The sequence below is a fragment of the Pseudomonas sp. DC3200b2 genome (genome assembly GCF_049895785.1).
GTDB classification, from domain to species: Bacteria; Pseudomonadota; Gammaproteobacteria; order Pseudomonadales; family Pseudomonadaceae; genus Aquipseudomonas; species Aquipseudomonas massiliensis.
Genome location: NZ_JAFCTA010000006.1, coordinates 43534 through 62032, shown reverse-complemented (window position 1 = coordinate 62032; position 18499 = coordinate 43534). Strand labels below are relative to the sequence as shown.

14 protein-coding genes are annotated in these 18499 nt (G+C 63.0%); 9 read left to right on the top strand and 5 right to left on the bottom strand.

The window, feature by feature from the left end:
- Window positions 1-76: 76 nt before the first annotated feature.
- Both ACP691_RS17515 and ACP691_RS17510 read right to left on the bottom strand, forming a co-directional pair.
- Complete coding sequence (locus ACP691_RS17515; protein WP_426151911.1) at window positions 77-1549, bottom strand: inorganic phosphate transporter; 1473 nt, start codon at window positions 1547-1549, stop codon at window positions 77-79.
- Between the two features lie 164 nt (window positions 1550-1713).
- Entirely contained in the window at window positions 1714-1920 is a 207-nt protein-coding gene (locus ACP691_RS17510) for a hypothetical protein (RefSeq protein WP_084596189.1), read from the bottom strand.
- Between the two features lie 458 nt (window positions 1921-2378).
- Here ACP691_RS17510 and pcaR point away from each other — a divergent pair, with 458 nt between their 5' ends.
- The 9 genes from pcaR to pcaC all read left to right on the top strand — a co-directional run bounded on the left by pcaR (window position 2379) and on the right by pcaC (window position 11871).
- Window positions 2379-3221, top strand: coding sequence for a pca regulon transcriptional regulator PcaR (gene pcaR / locus ACP691_RS17505; RefSeq protein ID WP_426151909.1), 843 nt, complete (start codon window positions 2379-2381; stop codon window positions 3219-3221).
- 275 nt (window positions 3222-3496) lie between these two features.
- Window positions 3497-4843: an MFS transporter gene (locus tag ACP691_RS17500; RefSeq protein ID WP_426151907.1), complete on the top strand. Its 1347-nt coding sequence runs from the start codon at window positions 3497-3499 to the stop codon at window positions 4841-4843.
- Between the two features lie 161 nt (window positions 4844-5004).
- Window positions 5005-5862 (top strand): CoA transferase subunit A, encoded by an 858-nt coding sequence (locus tag ACP691_RS17495; RefSeq protein WP_426151905.1) that lies wholly within the window; start codon window positions 5005-5007, stop codon window positions 5860-5862.
- A complete protein-coding gene (locus ACP691_RS17490; RefSeq protein ID WP_426152267.1) occupies window positions 5859-6641 on the top strand; it encodes a CoA-transferase subunit beta in 783 nt (260 codons plus the stop codon). Before ACP691_RS17495 ends, ACP691_RS17490 begins: the two co-directional genes overlap by 4 nt.
- A complete protein-coding gene (gene pcaF / locus ACP691_RS17485) occupies window positions 6638-7843 on the top strand; it encodes a 3-oxoadipyl-CoA thiolase (protein WP_426152265.1) in 1206 nt (401 codons plus the stop codon). The genes ACP691_RS17490 and pcaF overlap by 4 nt, the downstream gene beginning before the upstream one ends.
- Window positions 7844-7962: 119 nt before the next feature.
- Complete coding sequence (locus tag ACP691_RS17480; RefSeq protein ID WP_426151903.1) at window positions 7963-9252, top strand: MFS family transporter; 1290 nt, start codon at window positions 7963-7965, stop codon at window positions 9250-9252.
- A 48-nt stretch (window positions 9253-9300) separates the two neighbouring features.
- The gene (locus ACP691_RS17475) at window positions 9301-10665 is read left to right on the top strand and encodes a 3-carboxy-cis,cis-muconate cycloisomerase (protein WP_426151901.1); all 1365 of its coding nucleotides are present in this window, start codon (window positions 9301-9303) and stop codon (window positions 10663-10665) included.
- 12 nt (window positions 10666-10677) lie between these two features.
- Entirely contained in the window at window positions 10678-11466 is a 789-nt protein-coding gene (gene pcaD / locus ACP691_RS17470; RefSeq protein WP_426151899.1) for a 3-oxoadipate enol-lactonase, read from the top strand.
- Between the two features lie 12 nt (window positions 11467-11478).
- Window positions 11479-11871: a 4-carboxymuconolactone decarboxylase gene (pcaC, locus tag ACP691_RS17465; RefSeq protein WP_426151897.1), complete on the top strand. Its 393-nt coding sequence runs from the start codon at window positions 11479-11481 to the stop codon at window positions 11869-11871.
- Window positions 11872-12011: 140 nt separating this feature from the next.
- On the opposite strand, the gene ACP691_RS17460 is transcribed toward pcaC, so the two are convergent.
- The 3 genes from ACP691_RS17460 to ACP691_RS17450 form a co-directional block, all read right to left on the bottom strand.
- Window positions 12012-13298 carry an OprD family porin gene (locus ACP691_RS17460; RefSeq protein ID WP_426151895.1) on the bottom strand — a complete coding sequence of 429 codons (1287 nt, stop codon included), beginning with the start codon at window positions 13296-13298 and terminating at the stop codon, window positions 12012-12014.
- 603 nt (window positions 13299-13901) lie between these two features.
- Window positions 13902-15353, bottom strand: coding sequence for an AdeC/AdeK/OprM family multidrug efflux complex outer membrane factor (adeC, locus tag ACP691_RS17455; protein WP_426151893.1), 1452 nt, complete (start codon window positions 15351-15353; stop codon window positions 13902-13904).
- Complete coding sequence (locus ACP691_RS17450) at window positions 15350-18499, bottom strand: efflux RND transporter permease subunit (RefSeq protein WP_426151891.1); 3150 nt, start codon at window positions 18497-18499, stop codon at window positions 15350-15352. The genes adeC and ACP691_RS17450 overlap by 4 nt, the downstream gene beginning before the upstream one ends.

Sequence of the window (18499 nt, the reverse complement as noted above, 5' to 3'; positions counted from 1 at the left end):
CGGCGGCTTCGGTTAACCTGCGGTGACCTGTCGCGTGGAAGAGGGGTGAGCCGCCGGAGACCGGCGGCTCGCGGGTTCAGGCCATGACCTTGGAGGCCAGCCAGAACAGCCCGGCGGCCAGGGCCATGGTAGCGGGCAGGGTAAGTACCCAGGCCAGCAGGATGTTCTTGACTGTATTGCCCTGCAGGCCGCTGCGGTTGGCGACCATGGTGCCGGCCACGCCCGAAGACAGCACATGGGTGGTGGACACGGGCAGGCTGAATACGTTGGCCAGGCCAATGGCGAAGGCGGCGGTGATCTGTGCCGACATGCCCTGGGCATAGGTCATGCCTTGCTTGCCGATCTTCTCGCCGATGGTCAATACCACGCGCTTCCAGCCGACCATGGTGCCGATGCCCAGCGCCAGGGCCACGGCGAAGATCACCCAGAACGGGGCGTATTCGGTAGTGCTGGTCAGGTCCTTGCGCAGCTTGTCCAGATCGGCCTTCTCACGTGCCTCCAGGGCAGGCAGCTTGCTGACCTTGCGAGCGGTATCGTCCAGGCAGAGCAGGAAGCGACGGGTTTCGATGCGTTTGTCCGCGGGCAGGTCATGATAGTCCGCTACCCCGTGCAGGTTATCCTGCAGGGCGGCGAGGGTGGGTTCTGTCTGCCGCGGGTCGCACTCGAACTGCTTCGGCAGGTCGCCGGGCAGGCTCTTGCCCAGGGCCAGGTACTCGCCCAGGGACGCGGCGTTGCGCTGGTAGAACTGTGCCAGGTGCAAGGTAGCGTCACGGGTGCGCTCGATTTCATAGGTGCTGCTGGTCAGGTTCAATACGAACTGACTCGGTACGATGCCTATGAGCACCAGCATGATCAGGCCGATGCCCTTCTGCCCATCATTGGAGCCGTGCACGAAGCTGACGCCCAGCGCGGAAAGCACCAGCACCAGGCGGTTCCAGAAAGGCGGATGCTTCTTGTCGTCGAGCTTGCGTCGCTGGTCCGGGGTCTTGTGCATCTTGGACAGTGGCCGCCAGCGCTTGAGCCCTATCAGCATCAGCCCCGCGACCGCGAAGCCGGCAATGGGCGAGACCACCAGCGAGGCGCCTATGTCGATCGCCTTCTGCCAGTTGACGCCTTCGCCCAGCGCGATGTGGTTGATCATGGCATTGGCCAGGCCGACGCCGAGGATCGAGCCGATCAGGGTGTGGGAACTGGAGGCCGGAATGCCGAAGTACCAGGTACCCAGGTTCCACGCAATGGCCGCGGCGAGCAGCGAGAACACCATGGCCAGGCCCTGGCCGGTATTGACGTTGATCAGTAGCTCGACCGGAAGCAGATGCACGATCGCATAGGCAACGCCAACACCCCCGAGCAGTACGCCAAGGAAATTGAAAAGCCCCGACAGCACCACCGCCAGATGCGGCGGCATGGCCTTGGTATAGATGACGGTCGCTACCGCGTTCGCGGTGTCATGGAAGCCATTGATGAATTCGAAGGCGAGGACGAAAGCCAGCGCCAGGAACAGGCTTATCAGGACCCAGGCGTCCAGTCCGCTGAATAATTCGATCATGAAGGTTTGTGACCAGCCGATAAGGGGGCCGGATTATGACAGAAAAATTGCTGAGCCGATGCCCTTCGCTGCCGGCCGGCCCTGGGAAGGCTCTGGCCTGTCATGATCGAGCCAATGGCGGCGCCTACTGTGTACGCGCCGCCATTGGCTACAGGAGCCTCAAGTTACCCGGCCAGAGCAGGGTCGCTGAGCTCCTTTTCAATCTTCTGGATTTCCTGTTGGAATGCCTGGTCCAGCAAACTCGCGCGTTTGCGCCAAGGTTTGCGTTCTGGATCAGGTTGCGCAGCGTAAGTAGTCACTTCGCCGCCGTAGACGTCCTTGTACCGTTTCTCCTGGCGCTCGAGTTCCGCGCGCAGTTCGTCTTTGGTCACTTGCTTACCTATATCAGGGTGGATTGCTGGACGATACCCTCGCGAGCGAGGCCTCATCAGGCCGGGGCCGCAGGGGCGGTGCCCTTGTATTGCACCATTGAACCGTACGGCGCCAACGTTAGCGCCTGAAGTTGGGCAAGGTCAACTTGGCCTGGTATCAAACTATTAGCCTGGCCAAACTAACCTTAACCAACTTGCAGTTGGTATCGGATAGAACTTGGATCCTCGAACCCGCTGAAAAGTTTAAACAGGTTCGATACAAATCTATCCGCACATAAAAAATGCCCCGCTGGAGCGAGGCATGCCTGACTTCCCTGGTGGGTACCTGACCAGTATTCCCAGGAAGTCATCAGCACCCTCAAAGGTATAGTGAGCTTGGGGAAGGGGTCAATTGCGATTATCGGGCGATCGTTCGATAATCGGCCTCAGGTTCGTATCCGAAACGCCTGGAGGGCTCCATGAACGACCAATTGCGCACCGCCTTCAGCTCCCTGGCTCCTCCGATCGTTGCGTCTCCCGCCAAACGCATCCAGGCCTTTGCCGGAGATCCGGACTTCATGACCTCTCTGGCCCGAGGCCTGGCCGTGGTCCAGGCGTTTCAGGAGCGCAAGCGGCACCTGACCATCGCCCAGATCAGCCATCGCACGGAAATTCCCCGCGCGGCGGTGCGGCGGTGCCTGCACACCTTGATCAAGCTGGGATACGCCACTACCGATGGCCGCACTTACTCGCTGCTGCCCAAGGTGCTTACCTTGGGGCATGCCTATCTGTCATCGACGCCGCTGGCGGTATCCGCCCAGCCTTATCTGGACCGCATGAGCGAGCAGTTGCACGAGGCCTGCAACATGGCCACCCTGGAAGGGGAAGACATTCTCTACATCGCTCGTAGCGCCACTACGCAACGGCTGATCTCGGTCGATCTCTCCGTGGGCGGACGGCTGCCGGCCTATTGCACGTCCATGGGGCGTATCCTGCTCTCGGCACTGGATGACGCCACCCTGCGCGAGTACCTGCTCAACGTGGACCTGCAGCCCAAGACCAGCAAGACGTTGACCGACCGCGAAGAACTGGCCCAGTGCCTGGAGCAAGTGCGCCAGCAGGGCTGGTGCATCGTTGACCAGGAGCTTGAACAGGGCCTGCGCTCCATCGCGGTACCGGTATATGACGCCTCCGGGCAAGTGCTGGCGGCCTTGAATGTGAGTACCCACGCTGGCCGGGTGAGCCGTAGCGAGCTGGAGCAGCGTTTCCTGCCCATCATGCTGGCGGCCAGTCGTGACCTGAGCAGCCAGTTGTTCCAATAGGGATTCGTTCGATCATCGAACGGATAAGCGTTTATCGAATTGACCCCTCGGCGGGGCCCTCGTAATGTCGCTGCACCGGCGCTGATTTCGCGCTGGCCCATAATAAAGCGAGAGGCCCGGCCCATGAATCGAATGCTTTCGCAGCCCCCTCCGCGCGTCTGTCGCCGCGGCTTGCACCGCCCCTGACAACACTTCACCACAACTCATCGCGCAGTGCTCACGGGCTAGACTGAACCTGTGCGCTTACCTGCGCGTGTCACAGGTAAATAAGAACAATGAACCGCCCACAAGATGCCATCGGCCAGTGCCTCGATGTCCAGACCTTCATCAACAGCCAGCCCTTATCCCGCTTTCAGTGGCGGGTCGTGATCCTCTGTTTTCTGATTGTATTCCTCGACGGCCTGGATACGGCCGCCATGGGCTTCATCGCGCCGGCGCTGTCCCAGGATTGGGGTTTGGCCAAGGGGAGCCTCGGCCCGGTGATGAGCGCCGCGCTGGTGGGGATGGTCTTCGGTGCCCTGGGCTCCGGCCCCTTGGCGGACCGCTTCGGCCGCAAAGTGGTGCTGGTGGTGGCCGTCGCGGTATTTGGCGTCTTCAGCCTGGCTTCGGCCTACAGCACCAACCTGGATCAGCTGATGATCCTGCGCTTTCTGACCGGTCTGGGCCTTGGCGCGGGCATGCCCAACGCCACTACGCTCTTGTCCGAATACACCCCCGAGCGGCTCAAGTCGTTGCTGGTCACCAGCATGTTCTGTGGCTTCAACCTGGGCATGGCTGGTGGCGGGTTCATCTCCGCCAAGCTGATTCCCGCCTACGGTTGGCACAGCCTGCTGTTGCTCGGCGGCGTCCTGCCGCTGATCCTGCTGGTCGTGCTGATGGTCTGGTTGCCGGAATCGGCGCGTTTTCTGGTGGTGCGCAAGCGTGGAGTCGAAGCGGTGCGCAAGCTGCTTGCGCCCATCAACCCAAGCGTGGTGGCCCAGGCCGGAAGCTTCAGCGTGCCAGAGCTGGCAACGGTCAAGTCGCGCAATGTACTGGCGGTGATCTTCTCGCAGTCCTACAAGGCCGGGACCCTGCTGCTGTGGCTGACCTATTTCATGGGCTTGGTCATCGTTTATCTGCTGACCAGCTGGTTGCCCACCCTGATGCGTGACAGCGGCGCCAGCATGGAACAGGCAGCGTTCATCGGCGGGCTGTTCCAGTTCGGTGGCGTGCTCAGCGCCGTGGCGGTTGGCTGGGCCATGGACCGTTTCAACCCGCACAAGGTCATCGGCACCTTCTACCTGCTCGCGGGTCTGTTCGCCTACGCCGTGGGCCAGAGCCTGGGCAACATGGCCTTGTTGGCGACATTGGTGCTGATCGCAGGCATGTGTGTCAACGGCGCGCAGTCGGCGATGCCCTCGTTGGCGGCGCGTTATTACCCGACCCAGGGCCGCGCCACTGGCGTGTCCTGGATGCTGGGTATCGGCCGCTTCGGCGCGATTGTCGGCGCTTCCAGCGGTGCCGCGTTGCTGGGAGCCGGATGGACCTTCGCCCAGGTGCTCACCGCATTGCTGGTGCCTGCAGTGCTAGCCACCGCCGCAGTCTTGATCAAGGGCAAGGTCAGCCACGCTGACGCCACCTGAGCCCCTTTTTGTTCGGTGATCGAACTAATATTCGATTATCGGATTGTTCGTGGGCGTGGTGAGTCTTAATCTGCTCCCACGTCCTGGTTCTATACCCCACCCGGCAGCAGGTCGCCGTTGGCGGCCTCTTCATACAGACTCACTGAAGGAGTCCTTGCGACATGGCTGAACTACTCTCCCTCCACGAGGCCGTGAAGCAGTTCGTCAATGACGGCGATACTGTGGCCCTGGAAGGGTTTACTCACCTGATTCCTACCGCCGCTGGCCATGAGCTCATTCGTCAGGGCAAGAAAGACCTCACCCTGGTGCGCATGACGCCTGACCTGATCTACGATCAGCTGATCGGCGCCGGCTGTGCACGCAAGTTGATCTTCTCCTGGGGCGGCAATCCGGGAGTGGGCTCGCTGCACCGCCTGCGCGACGCCGTCGAAAAACAATGGCCCCATGCACTGGAAATCGAAGAGCACAGCCATGCCGACCTGGCCAATGCCTATGTGGCCGGTGCCTCCGGCTTGCCCTTCGCGGTGCTGCGTGCCTATGCAGGCTCCGACCTGCCCAAGGTGAACCCTCTGATCAAGAGCGTCACCTGCCCCTTTACCGGGGAGGTATTGGCCGCCGTGCCTTCGGTGCGCCCGGACGTCACCGTGATTCACGCGCAGAAGGCCGATCGCAAGGGCAACGTTTTGCTGTGGGGCATACTTGGCGTACAGAAGGAGGCAGCCCTGGCGGCCAAGCGTTGCATCGTCACCGTCGAGGAAATCGTCGATGACCTGCAGGCACCGATGAACGCTTGCGTGTTGCCTACCTGGGCCCTGAGCGCCGTCTGCCTGGTACCGGGCGGCTCGCATCCGTCCTACGCCCATGGCTACACCGAGCGGGACAATCGCTTCTATCAGGATTGGGACCCCATCGCCCGTAACCGGGAGACCTTCACTGCCTGGATCGACGAGCACGTGCGCGGCACCCGCGATTTCGAAGAATACCGCGCCAAACTCAGCCAAGCCGGGGGGAACGCCTGATGACTTACTCCACGTCCGAAATGATGACCGTGGCCGCCGCCAGGCGGTTGAAGAATGGCTCGGTCTGCTTCGTCGGCATCGGCCTGCCATCCAAGGCAGCCAACCTGGCGCGGCTGACTTCGTCGCCCGATGTAGTGCTGATCTATGAGTCAGGCCCGATTGGCGCCAAGCCCAGCGTGCTGCCGCTGTCCATTGGTGATGGTGAGCTGGCCGAAACGGCTGATACCGTGGTTCCTACCGGGGAGATCTTCCGCTACTGGCTGCAAGGCGGCCGTATCGATGTAGGCTTCCTCGGCGCTGCCCAGGTCGACCGCTTCGGCAACATCAATACCACGGTGGTAGGTGACTACCACGCGCCCAAGGTCCGCTTGCCAGGTGCTGGCGGCGCGCCGGAAATCGCCGGCTCGGCCAAGAGCGTGTTGATCATCCTCAAGCAATCCCACCGCAGCTTCGTGGAAAAGCTCGATTTCATTACCTCCGTCGGCCACGGCGAGGGCGGCGACTCGCGCAAGCGCCTCGGCCTGCCAGGCGCGGGCCCGGTGGGAATCATCACCGACCTGTGCATCATGGAGCCGGAGGCCGGTACCAACGAGTTCGTGGTGACCTCCATTCATCCGGGCGTGACCCGTGAGCAGATCACCGCCGCTACTGGCTGGCCGATCCGCTTCGCAGAGCAGGTGACAACCACCGGCGAGCCTACCGACGCCGAGCTGACCGCTCTGCGCGATCTCGAAGCCCGTACCGCCGCGGCCCACGGCCAAGCACCGGGAGAAGCCTGATGCGCGACGTCTTTATCTGTGATGCCATCCGTACACCGGTCGGCCGCTTCGGTGGCGCGCTGGCTTCAGTCCGCGCGGACGATCTGGCCGCCATTCCGATCAAGGCGCTGATGGAGCGCAATCCGCAGGTGGACTGGAGCGCCGTGGACGAAGTGTTCATGGGCTGCGCCAACCAGGCGGGCGAGGACAACCGCAACGTGGCCCGCATGGCCTCGTTGCTGGCAGGGCTGCCGCCGAGCGTGCCGGGCATTACCTTGAACCGCCTCTGCGCCTCGGGCCTGGATGCCATCGGCACAGCCTTCCGTGCCATCGCCGCGGGCGAGATCGAACTTGCCATCGCCGGCGGAGTAGAGTCCATGTCCCGCGCGCCCTTCGTGATGGGCAAGGCGGAAACCGCCTATTCACGCAACATGAAAATCGAAGACACCACCATCGGCTGGCGCTTCGTGAACCCATTGATGAAGGCCGAGTACGGCGTGGATTCGATGCCACAGACAGCCGATAACGTAGCCGATGACTACAACGTGTCCCGCGCCGATCAGGATGCCTTCGCCCTGCGCAGCCAGCAGCGCGCCGCGGCCGCGCAGGCCTCGGGATTCTTCGCTGAAGAAATAGTGCCGGTGCGTATTCCCGGCAAGAAAGGCGAAACCGTTGTCGACACCGACGAGCACCCTCGCGCCGACACTACCCTGGAAGCCCTGGCTCGGCTCAAGCCGGTCAACGGCCCAGACAAGACCGTCACCGCGGGCAATGCCTCGGGTGTGAACGACGGTGCCGCCGCGCTGATCATCGCCTCGGCCGAAGCGGTGAAAAAGCATGGCCTGAAGCCACGCGCGCGGATTCTCGGCCTCGCCAGTGCCGGGGTCGCGCCGCGGGTGATGGGCATAGGCCCGGTGCCCGCGGTGCGCAAGCTCACCGAGCGCCTGGGCCTGGCCATGTCCGATTTCGACGTGATCGAGCTCAACGAAGCCTTCGCCTCGCAGGGCCTGGCGGTGCTGCGCGACCTGGGTGTGGCCGATGATGCGCCGCAGGTGAACCCCAACGGCGGCGGTATCGCCCTGGGCCATCCGCTGGGCATGACTGGCGCGCGGATGGTAGTCACTGCCGTGCACCAGCTCGAGCGCAGCGGCGGCAAGAAAGCCCTTGCCACCATGTGCGTGGGCGTAGGGCAAGGCGTGGCCCTGGCGCTGGAGCGAGTTTAACCGGCGCGTTCATTCAATCCTCCGAAACACTCCAGGCTTCCACGCAAGGCCTGGAGCGTTTCGGGCGATTGTCTGTGGTGGTACGGTAGCGCTTCCGTATCCCCTGACGAGAACAACACATGACAACAACTCATTACACGGGCGAAGAGCGGCGCAAGCGGATTTTCGCTATTGTCGGCGCGTCTTCGGGCAACCTGGTCGAATGGTTCGACTTCTACGTTTACGCGTTCTTCGCGCTCTATTTCGCGCCGTCCTTTTTTCCTTCCGATGACCCTACCGTGCAACTGGTGCAGAGCGCCGGTGTGTTCGCGGCGGGCTTTCTCATGCGGCCCATCGGCGGCTGGCTCTTCGGCCGGGTAGCGGACCGTTACGGCCGGCGAACCTCGATGATGATCGCGGTGCTGATGATGTGCGCCGGTTCGCTGATGATCGCGTTCCTGCCCACCTACCAGAGCATTGGCGTGGCGGCCCCGGTATTGCTGCTGCTGGCGCGCCTGCTGCAAGGGCTCTCGGTGGGCGGCGAGTACGGCACCACGGCGACCTACATGAGTGAGGTGGCGCTGCGTGGCCAGCGCGGGTTCTTCGCCTCCTTCCAGTATGTAACCCTCATCGGCGGCCAGTTGCTGGCCGTGCTGGTGGTGGTGATCCTGCAACAGATGTTCGACAAGGCCGAGTTGATGGCCTGGGGCTGGCGCATCCCCTTCGTGATCGGCGCCCTGGCCGCGTTCGTTTCGCTGCTGCTGCGGCGCTCGCTCGAGGAAACCCTCAGCCCGCAAACGCGCAACGACAAGGACGCCGGCAGCCTGAAAAGCCTGTTCAAGCACCACCGTCTGGCATTCATCACGGTGCTGGGCTACACCGCCGGTGGGTCGCTGATCTTCTACACCTTCACCACCTACATGCAGAAGTACCTGGTCAACACCGCCAAGATGAGCCCGGAGACGGCCAGCTTCATCATGACCGGCGCGCTCTTCGTTTATATGTGCATGCAGCCGTTGTTCGGCGCGCTGTCGGACCGCATCGGCCGACGCAACTCGATGCTCTGGTTCGGTGCCCTCGGCGCCCTGTGCACAGTGCCTATCCTGATGGCGCTCAAAACCGTGACCAACCCGATCATCGCCTTTGCGCTGATCACCCTGGCCCTGGCGATCGTAAGTTTCTACACCTCGATCAGCGGGCTGGTGAAAGCCGAGATGTTCCCGCCACAGGTACGCGCGCTCGGCGTTGGGCTGTCCTATGCGGTGGCGAACGCAGTCTTCGGTGGGTCGGCCGAGTTCGTGGCGCTCAGCCTGAAAAGCGCTGGCAACGAAAATGCCTTCTATTGGTACGTCACCGTGATGCTGGTCATCGCGTTCCTGTTCAGCTTCCGCCTGCCACGCCAGGCTGCCTATCTTCACCACGATCATTGATTCCGCATGGCGCGCCCTGGCATGGCGCGCCCTTGGCATGAGGACACCATGAGCCAGAGACCGACCAACAGCCTGTTCGATGCCTATTTCAGTGCCGCGGGCATGCGCCGGATATTCTCCGACCACGGGCGCATTCAGGGCATGCTGGACTTCGAAGCGGCCCTGGCCCGCGCCCAGGCGCGCACCGGGCTGATTCCGGCCGACGTGCCGCCAGTGATCGAAGCCGCTTGCCAGGCAAGCCTGTACGACCCGCAAGCCCTGGCGCTGGCAGTGGGGGGTGGTGGTAACTCGGCCATTCCCCTGGTGAAGATGCTTGGCAGGCAGGTGGCGAGCGCCGACCCACGCGCCGAGCGCTATGTTCACCTGGGCGCGACCAGTCAGGACGTGATGGACAGCGGCCTGGTATTGCAAATGCGTGACGCCTTGGCGTGGCTGGAAGGCGCCCTGCAGCAACTGACCGACCGCCTGGCCGAGCAGGCCCAGCGTTACGAAGCCTTGCCCATGCCTGGCCGAACCTGGCTGCAACACGCCACGCCGGTCACGCTTGGAATGAAGCTTGCAGGCTGGCTGGGCGCATTGGATCGGCATCGCCAACGCCTGCGTGAACTCAAGCCTCGCTTGCTGGTGGTGCAGTTCGGTGGCGCCTCCGGCACCCTGGCTGCATTGGGCGATCAGGCCTGGCCCGTGGCCGAGGCCCTGGCACAGGCACTAGAACTGAGCCTGCCTGAGCAGCCCTGGCATACCCATCGCGATCGCCTGGCAGAGTTCGGTAACCTGCTTGGCTTGCTGGCCGGTACCCTGGGCAAGATGGGGCGGGACATCAGCCTGCTGATGCAGACCGAAGCGGCCGAACTGTTCGAGCCCTCCGCGCCCGGCAAGGGGGGGTCTTCCACCATGCCGCACAAGCGCAACCCGGTGGGCGCTGCCGTCATGATCGCCACCGCCACCCGCGCGCCGGGACTGGTGTCTACGCTGTTGAGCGCGCTGCCGCAGGAACACGAGCGCAGCCTCGGGCTCTGGCACGCTGAATGGGACACCCTTCCGGAGCTGTGCTGCCTGGTATCCGGCGCGCTGGAACAGGCCATCGGCTTCGCCAATGGCATGGAAGTGGACGCCGAGCGCATGGGCCGCAACCTGCAGCTTACCCATGGGCTGGTGCTCGCCGAAGCGGTGAGTATCGTGCTGGCCCAGCGCCTGGGCCGTGATACCGCCCACCACTTGATCGAACAGTGCTGCAAGCGCGCCGTGGCCGAGCATCGGCACCTGCGCGAGGTGCTCGGCGATACCCCCGAAGTGACCGCCGAGCTTTCGCCTGCCGAACTCGACCAGCTGCTCGACCCCGCACACTACCTGGGTCAGGCGCAGCGTTGGGTTCAGCGCGCCGTGACTGAACATACCCGTCTGGATGCTTGAAAGGAGGTATACGTGGCACGCGTCAAACTCGCCGATGGCGAACTCAATTATCGGCTCGATGGCCCTGAAGGGGCACCTGTGCTGGTGCTGTCCAACTCCCTCGGTACCGACCTGGGCATGTGGGACACCCAGATCCCGACCTTCACCGAGCACTTTCGCGTGTTGCGCTACGACACCCGTGGGCACGGCCAGTCGCTGGTGACCGAAGGCCCGTACAGCATCGAACAGCTTGGCCGGGACGTGCTGGCCTTGGTCGACGCATTGTCGCTGGAAAGGTTTTCGTTCTGCGGCCTGTCCATGGGAGGGTTGATCGGGCAGTGGCTGGGCATCAATGCGGGCAACCGGCTGGACCGGTTGGTCATCTGCAACACCGCGGCCAAGATCGCCAACGACGAGGTATGGAACACCCGTATCGAGACCGTGCTGCGCGACAGGGAAGCGGCCATGGTGGGCCTGCGCGATGCCTCCATCGCTCGCTGGTTCACGCCTGAGTTCGCTGAACGCGAACCCGCCCAGGCCAAGCGTATCACCGACATGCTTGCCGCCACTTCGCCGGACGGCTATGCCGCCAACTGTGGCGCGGTGCGCGATGCCGACTTCCGTGAGCAAGTGGCAGGCATCCAGGCGCCCTTGCTGATCATCTCCGGCAGCCAGGACGCGGTGACGCCACCCAGTGGCGGCGAGTTCATCCAGCAGCGGGTAAAGGGCGCCGAGCACGAAGTATTCCATGCGGCCCACCTGTCCAACGTGGAAGTCGGCGGGCCGTTCAGCCGGCGCGTGCTCGACTTCCTGCGCGCATAAGAGGGTATCACCGTGGACGAACAACAGCGTTACGACGAAGGCATGAAGGTCCGCCGCGCGGTACTGGGCGATGCCCATGTAGACCGCAGCCTGAACAACCTGACGGATTTCAATCGTGAGTTCCAGGAGATGATCACCCGTCACGCCTGGGGTGATATCTGGACCCGGCCGGGGCTTGCGCGGCACACTCGTAGCCTGATCACCATCGCCATGCTCATTGGCATGAACCGCAATGAAGAGCTCAAGCTGCACCTGCGCGCCGCCGCCAATAACGGCGTGACCCGGGAAGAGATCAAGGAAGTGATCATGCAGAGTGCCATCTACTGCGGCATTCCGGCGGCGAACGCCACTTTCCACCTGGCTGAATCGGTGTGGGATGAGTTGGGGGTGGAATCGAGGGGGTAGGCCATGGCTCTTCGCTAGCTACCACCGACAGCTGATCATCCAGGCCAGAGGCCAACTGGCTGGAGCCAGCGAAGCTGGCGAATGCTCACATGCCATTCGCTAGCCTCGCCGGCTCCAGGCGGAGCCAGCGAGGTACCGGACTACAACAGGCTCAACGGGTAGTTGAAGATCAGGCGGTTTTCATCGAAGTCGCCGTTGCCGTTGGAGGCGAAGTCTTTACGCAGGGTGGAGTTCCTCCAGCGTACGCTCAGGCTCTTGAAGGTACCGCTCTGGATGGTATACGCAAGCTCGGTTTCCCGGCCCCATTCCTTGCCGTCATCCATGGTCGCCGTGTGTACGTTGCTGCCTTGCAGGTAACGGTTCATCAAGGTCAGGCCAGGAATGCCCAGCGCCGCGAAGTTGTAGTCGTGGCGAATCTGCCAGGATTTTTCCTTCAGGTTCTCATAGCTGGAGCCATAGGTATCGTTGGCCAGGGTGCCGCCACTGGTGCCGTTGACACGCATCCACATGCTGTCGCCCGTCACCTTCTGCAGACCGACGTAGAAGGTATGCCCGCCGTATTTGGCCGAGAACAGGCCGGAGAAGGTACGGTTTTCCATTTCGCCCGCCAGGGCACTGCCGTCTTCGGAACCGTGGAAGAAGCCCAGGTTGGCGCCCAGGGTCCAGTCACCCATGGGTTGACTGTGCAGCACTTGCAGGTATTGCTGTTTGTACACGTCTTCCAACTGAGCGCCCCAGAGACCGATCAAGGTGCGCTTTTCGTTGAAGGTGTATTCACCACCAGCGAAGTTGAAGCGATCCGACGCCGCTGCCGTCGATTTGCCCTGCATGTACATGTCTTCCATGCTGGCGTCGTTACGCGGGCTGTTCTGGCGGAACTGGCCACCGTACAGGGTCAGGCCGTCGATTTCCTTGGACGTGATCTGCGCGCCCTGGAAGGTCTGAGGCAAAGAGCGGCCGTCGTCCGAACGCAGGATCGGCAATACCGGCATCCACTCACCGACCTTCAGTTCGGTCTTGGAAAACTTCGCCTTGCCAGCGACAGCCAGGCGGCCAAAGTCGTCCGCCGGTTCGTTGCCCGCGTGGGTCGGCAACAGTTGGGTACCATAGGTGCCAGCGCCGCCGTCGAGCTTGATCGAGTACATACCCAGTACGTCGACCCCGAAGCCCACTGTCCCCTGAGTGAAGCCGGACTTGGCGTCGAGAATGAAACTCTGGGTCCATTCTTCGGCCTTGCCCTGGGTGTAGCGCGGATTCACGAAGTTGCGGTTGAAGTAGAAGTTACGGAAGTTGAGCGTGGCGGTGGCATCTTCCACAAACCCCGATTCAGCCGCGGCCGCGGGCAGCGCGGCGGCGGAAACAGCCAGGCCGAGGAGGGCGAGGCCGAAACTTTTCTTACGGGCGAAGCTCGTATGGGTGGCGTTCATTCTTGTTGTGGTCTCTGGTGATCATAGGCAATGGTTGGCCGCGCGAGCGGTCACGGAGGGCCGGAGAACCGGTACACCGGGTGTCTGTCTTGAATATCAGGCGTGATGCGGCTGGAGCGCGCGGGCGATATGCATAGTGGCCAACCTGTTGTTATTGGTTTGGGTCCGGACTGCCCGTGTGCGCGGGTAGCCTCGTCTTGCCGATGGTGCTAAGCCCGATCCTTCGGGTCAATTCTGCTGCGGGTAATCCGGGCGATAGGCGAACACTAACTGCCTGGTTACATTACGGCATCAGTCCTACGATGTCCGATCTGATTGTAAGTAAAAATTTCTTTAAAGCGCTATGACTTTTGTCTAAATAAATGCGCCCGTCAAGCCCTGAACCGCTCAAGGACGCGATAAAGCGCTGAGCCGTATCGGTTTTGGCAAAGCAGCTATGCATTTGTTTTAAGCGAGGCGGGCGGATTGGTTGTTTCAATCCGAGGGTAGTGCCGAAGGAAAGGTGGCATTTTGCTGCTATTTGCGGCAACGACATTCGCTCAAGGCGGGAGGCGCCACCGCTACCCTGGCTTCAGGTAACGGTGGCGGACGGCAGGGGTTGGGCTAACCCTTTGGCGGTTGCAGCGAAGCGTTGTCGGCTTGCCCGGCGGTTTCATACCAGCCGCCACCAAGGGCCTTGTACAGGTTCACCTCGGCGGTGAGCTGGGCCAGGCGGTCGCTGATCAGCGATTGCTGGGCGCTGAACAAGGACCGTTGCGCGTCGAGCAGAGTGAGATGGCTGTCCACACCGATGCGATAACGACGGTCGGCCAGGCGGTAGTAATCCTCGCTGGACTTGACCAGGTCACGCTGGGCCTGAAGCTGATCCACATAGGTCTTGCGCGCGGTCAGCCCGTCGGCGACTTCCTGGAACGCTGTCTGGATGGCCTTCTCATAATTCGCCACGTTCACGTCTTTCTGGATCTTGGCGTAGTCCAGACTGGCGCGCAGCGAACCGGCATTGAAGATCGGCAAGCTGATGGACGGGCTGAAGATCCAGCGTCCCGAACCTCCCTTGAACAAACCATCCAGGTCCGCGCTGGCGGTACCGGCGCTGGCTGTCAGACTGATGCTGGGGAAGAAGGCCGCGCGGGCCGCGCCTATGTTGGCGTTGGCCGCCTTCAGATTATGTTCGGCCTGGAGGATGTCCGGGCGGCGGGTGAGCAGGTCGGAAGGCAGCCCCGCTGGCACCTCGCTGAGCAGGTCGCCGTCCAGGTGCTGCCCGCGGGGCAGGTCCTCGGGCAGACGGGTGCCTACCAGCACGGCCAGGTTGTTCAGGTCCTGGGCCACTTGTCGCTGGTACTGGGCCAGGTTGGCGCGAGCGCCTTCCACGGCGGTGCGGGCCTGGCTCAGGTCCAGCGCCGAAGATACGCCTACCTCGGCGCTGCGGCTGGTCAGCCGCAGGCTCTCTTCGTAGGCCTTGAGGGTCTGCTCGGTCAGGTCATACAGGGCCTGGTCCGCCTGCCAGGTCAGGTAGGCATTGGCCACGCTGGCCACCAGGCTGATCTGGGTCGAGCGGCGCGCTTCTTCGGTGGCGAAGTAGCTTTCCAACGCCTGTTCGCTGAGGCTACGAACGCGGCCGAACAGGTCCAGTTCGTAGGCCGAGATGCCCAGGGTCGCCGAGTAGGTGCTGGAAATGCCGGCGCGGCCCGAGGTGGACAGGTCGGCCGGGCTGCGCTGGCGGGTGCCGGCGCCGTCGGCGCTGACGGCCGGCAACAGGTCGGCCCGCTGGATGCGGTATTGAGCCGCGTAGGCATCCACGTTGAGGGCCGCGACCCGAAGGTCGCGGTTGTTCTGGAGCGACAACTCGATCAGTCGTTGCAGGGCCGGGTCGCGGAAGAATTCGCGCCATCCCTGCTCGGCGGCGGCGACCTTGGCCGGGTCCGCCGGAGCGAAGGCCGCCCCTTGCGGGTACTGGGCCGGCACCGGCGCCGCGGGTTGCTGATAGTCCGGGATCAGCGAGCAGCCGCTCAGGAGCGCGGCGGCCACTGCCAGGGAGATCAATGACTTGCTCATTGGCGAGCCTCATCAGGTGTAGGGTCGCTAGGCTTCCTGCGACCGTGGAATACAGAAGAAACGGTAACGAAGAACATCGGTACCCAGAAGATCGCCAGGATGGTCGCGGTGATCATGCCGCCGATCACGCCGGTACCGATGGCATGCTGGCTGCCGGAGCCTGCGCCACTGGAGATCGCCAAAGGTACCACGCCCAGGATGAAGGCCATGGAGGTCATCACGATCGGGCGCAAGCGCATGCGGCAGGCTTCCACCGCTGCGTCGAACAGGCTCTTGCCCTGCTCGTGCAACTCCTTGGCGAATTCCACGATCAGGATCGCGTTCTTCGCCGCCAGGCCGACCGTCACCAGCAGGCCTACCTGGAAGAACACGTCGTTGGACAGGCCACGCAGGCTGGTAGCGATAAGGGCACCGATCACCCCCAGCGGCACCACGAGGATCACCGCGATAGGAATGGACCAGCTTTCGTACAGAGCCGCCAGGCACAGGAACACCACCAGTACGGACAAGGCATACAACGCCGGCGCCTGGGAACCCGACAGGCGCTCCTCGTAGGACAGCCCGGTGAAGCTGTAGCCCACGCCAGCCGGCAGTTGCTTGGCCAGGCGTTCCACCTCGTCCATTGCCTGCCCGGTACTGTAGCCAGGGGCCGGAGTGCCGAGAATTTCCTCGGCCGCTACGCCGTTGTAGCGCGACAGCTTGGGCGATCCGTAGGTCCATTCGCCCTTGGCGAAGGCAGAGAAGGGCACCATCTTGCCGCTGTCATTGCGCACGTACCACTTTTCCAGGTCTTCGGGACGCATGCGACCGCTGGCATCGCCTTGCACATACACCTTCTTCACTCGACCGCGATCGATGAAGTCGTTGACATAGCTGCCGCCCAGGGCGACCGACAGGGTGCTGTTGATATCCGACAGGCTCAGGCCCAGGGCCCGCGCGCGTTCGTCGTCGATGGTCAGCTGGTACTGGGGCTCGTCGCTGAGCCCGTTGGGGCGCACGCCGGCCAGGATCTTGCTCTGGGCAGCCATGCCCAGGAACTGGTTGCGCGCTTCCATCAGCTTGGCATGGCCGACCCCACCCTGGTCCTGCAGGTAGAAGTCAAAGCCGGTGGCGTTACCCAGCTCCAGTACCGAAGGCGGCACCACCGCGAAGGTCATGGCATCGCCATAGCTGAAGAAATGCTGCTGGGCGCGCTTGGCCACTTCGAACACGCTCATGCTCGAATCACGCTCGTCCCATGGCTTGAGCATCACGAACGCCAGGCCCGAGCTCTGGCCGCGGCCGGCGAAGTTGAAGCCGTTGACGGTGAACACCGATTTCACCGCATTGCCTTCGCCATGCTCGGCGTCGAGCAGGTATTCCCGGGCGCGGTCGAGCACCTTCTGGGTATTCTCGGCCGAGGTGTTGGGCGGCGTCTGCACCTGGGTGAAGATCACGCCCTGGTCTTCGTCCGGAAGGAAGGCCGCCGGGATGCGAGTGAACAGCCAGGCCATGGCGGCCACGATCACCAGGTAGACCAGGAAGGCCGGCACCCGATGGCGGACCATATGCCCCACGCCGCGCTCGTAGCTGATTACGCTGCGGTCGAAGGTACGGTTGAACCAGCCGAAGAAGCCGCCCTTGGGCTGGCCGTGCTTCTGCTGGTCGATGGGCTTGAGCAGGGTGGCGCAGAGGGCGGGGGTGAACACCAGCGCCACGAACACCGAGAGGGCCATGGCCGAGACGATGGTGATCGAGAACTGCCGGTAGATCACGCCAGTGGAGCCGCCGAAGAATGCCATCGGCAGCAGTACCGCCGAGAGCACCAGGGCGATACCCACCAGCGCGCCCTGGATCTGCCCCATGGATTTGCGCGTCGCTTCCTTGGGTGAAAGATGCTCCTCGGCCATCACCCGCTCGACGTTCTCCACCACCACGATGGCGTCGTCCACCAGCAAGCCGATGGCCAGGATCATCCCGAACATGGTCAGGGTGTTGATGGTGAAGCCTGCCGCGGCCAGGATGCCGAAGGTACCGAGCAGTACCACCGGCACCGTCATGGTGGTGATCACCGTGGCGCGGAAGTTTTGCAGGAACAGGTACATCACCAGGAACACCAGCACGATCGCTTCGATCAGGGTGTGCACCACGCCGGAAATCGACTCGGTGACCACCGGGGTGGTGTCATAGGGGAAGACCGCCTCCACGCCCTGGGGGAAGAACGGCTTGAGGTTGTCGATGGTGGCGCGGATCGCCTTGGCCGTGTCCAGCGCGTTGGCGCCGGTGGCCAACTTGATCGCCATGCCGGAAGCCGGCTTGCCGTTGTACTGGGCGTTGATGCTGTAGTTCTCGCCGCCCAGGCCGATGTTCGCCACGTCGCGCAGACGCACCTGGGAACCATCGGTGTTGACCTTGAGCAGGATATCGCCGAACTGCTCGGCGGTCTGCAGGCGGGTCTTGCCGATGATGGTGGCGTTGAGCTGGGTACCCGGCAGGGCAGGCAGGCCGCCCAGCTGGCCGGACGACACCTGCACGTTCTGCGCCTCGATGGCGCTGGTCACATCCAGGGGCGTGAGCTGGAAGTTGTTCAGCTTGGCCGGGTCCAGCCAGATGCGCATGGCGTACTGGGCCCCGAACACCTGGAAGTCACCCACGCCGGAAGTACGGGAAATCGGGTCCTGCAGGTTGGACACGATGTAGTTGGCCAGGTCGTCCTTGGTCATCGAACCGTCGGTGGACACCAGGCCGATCACCAGCAGGAAGTTCTTGACCGCCTTGGTGACGCGCAGGCCCTGTTGTTGCACTTCCTGGGGCAGCAGTGGGGTGGCCAGGTTGAGCTTGTTCTGCACCTGTACCTGGGCGATGTCCGGGTTGGTGCCCTGGTTGAAGGTCACCGTGATGGTCATGCTGCCGTCGGAGTTGCTCTCCGACGAGATGTAGCGCAGGTTGTCGATGCCGTTCATCTGCTGTTCGATGACCTGCACCACCGTGTCCTGCACGGTCTGGGCCGAGGCGCCCGGGTAGTTCACGGCGATGGCGATCGCGGGTGGAGCGATGGCCGGGTATTGGTTGATGGGCAGCTTGAGGATCGACAATCCCCCCACCAGCATGATTACCAGCGCGATCACCCAAGCGAAGATCGGCCGGTCAATGAAGAACTTCGACAT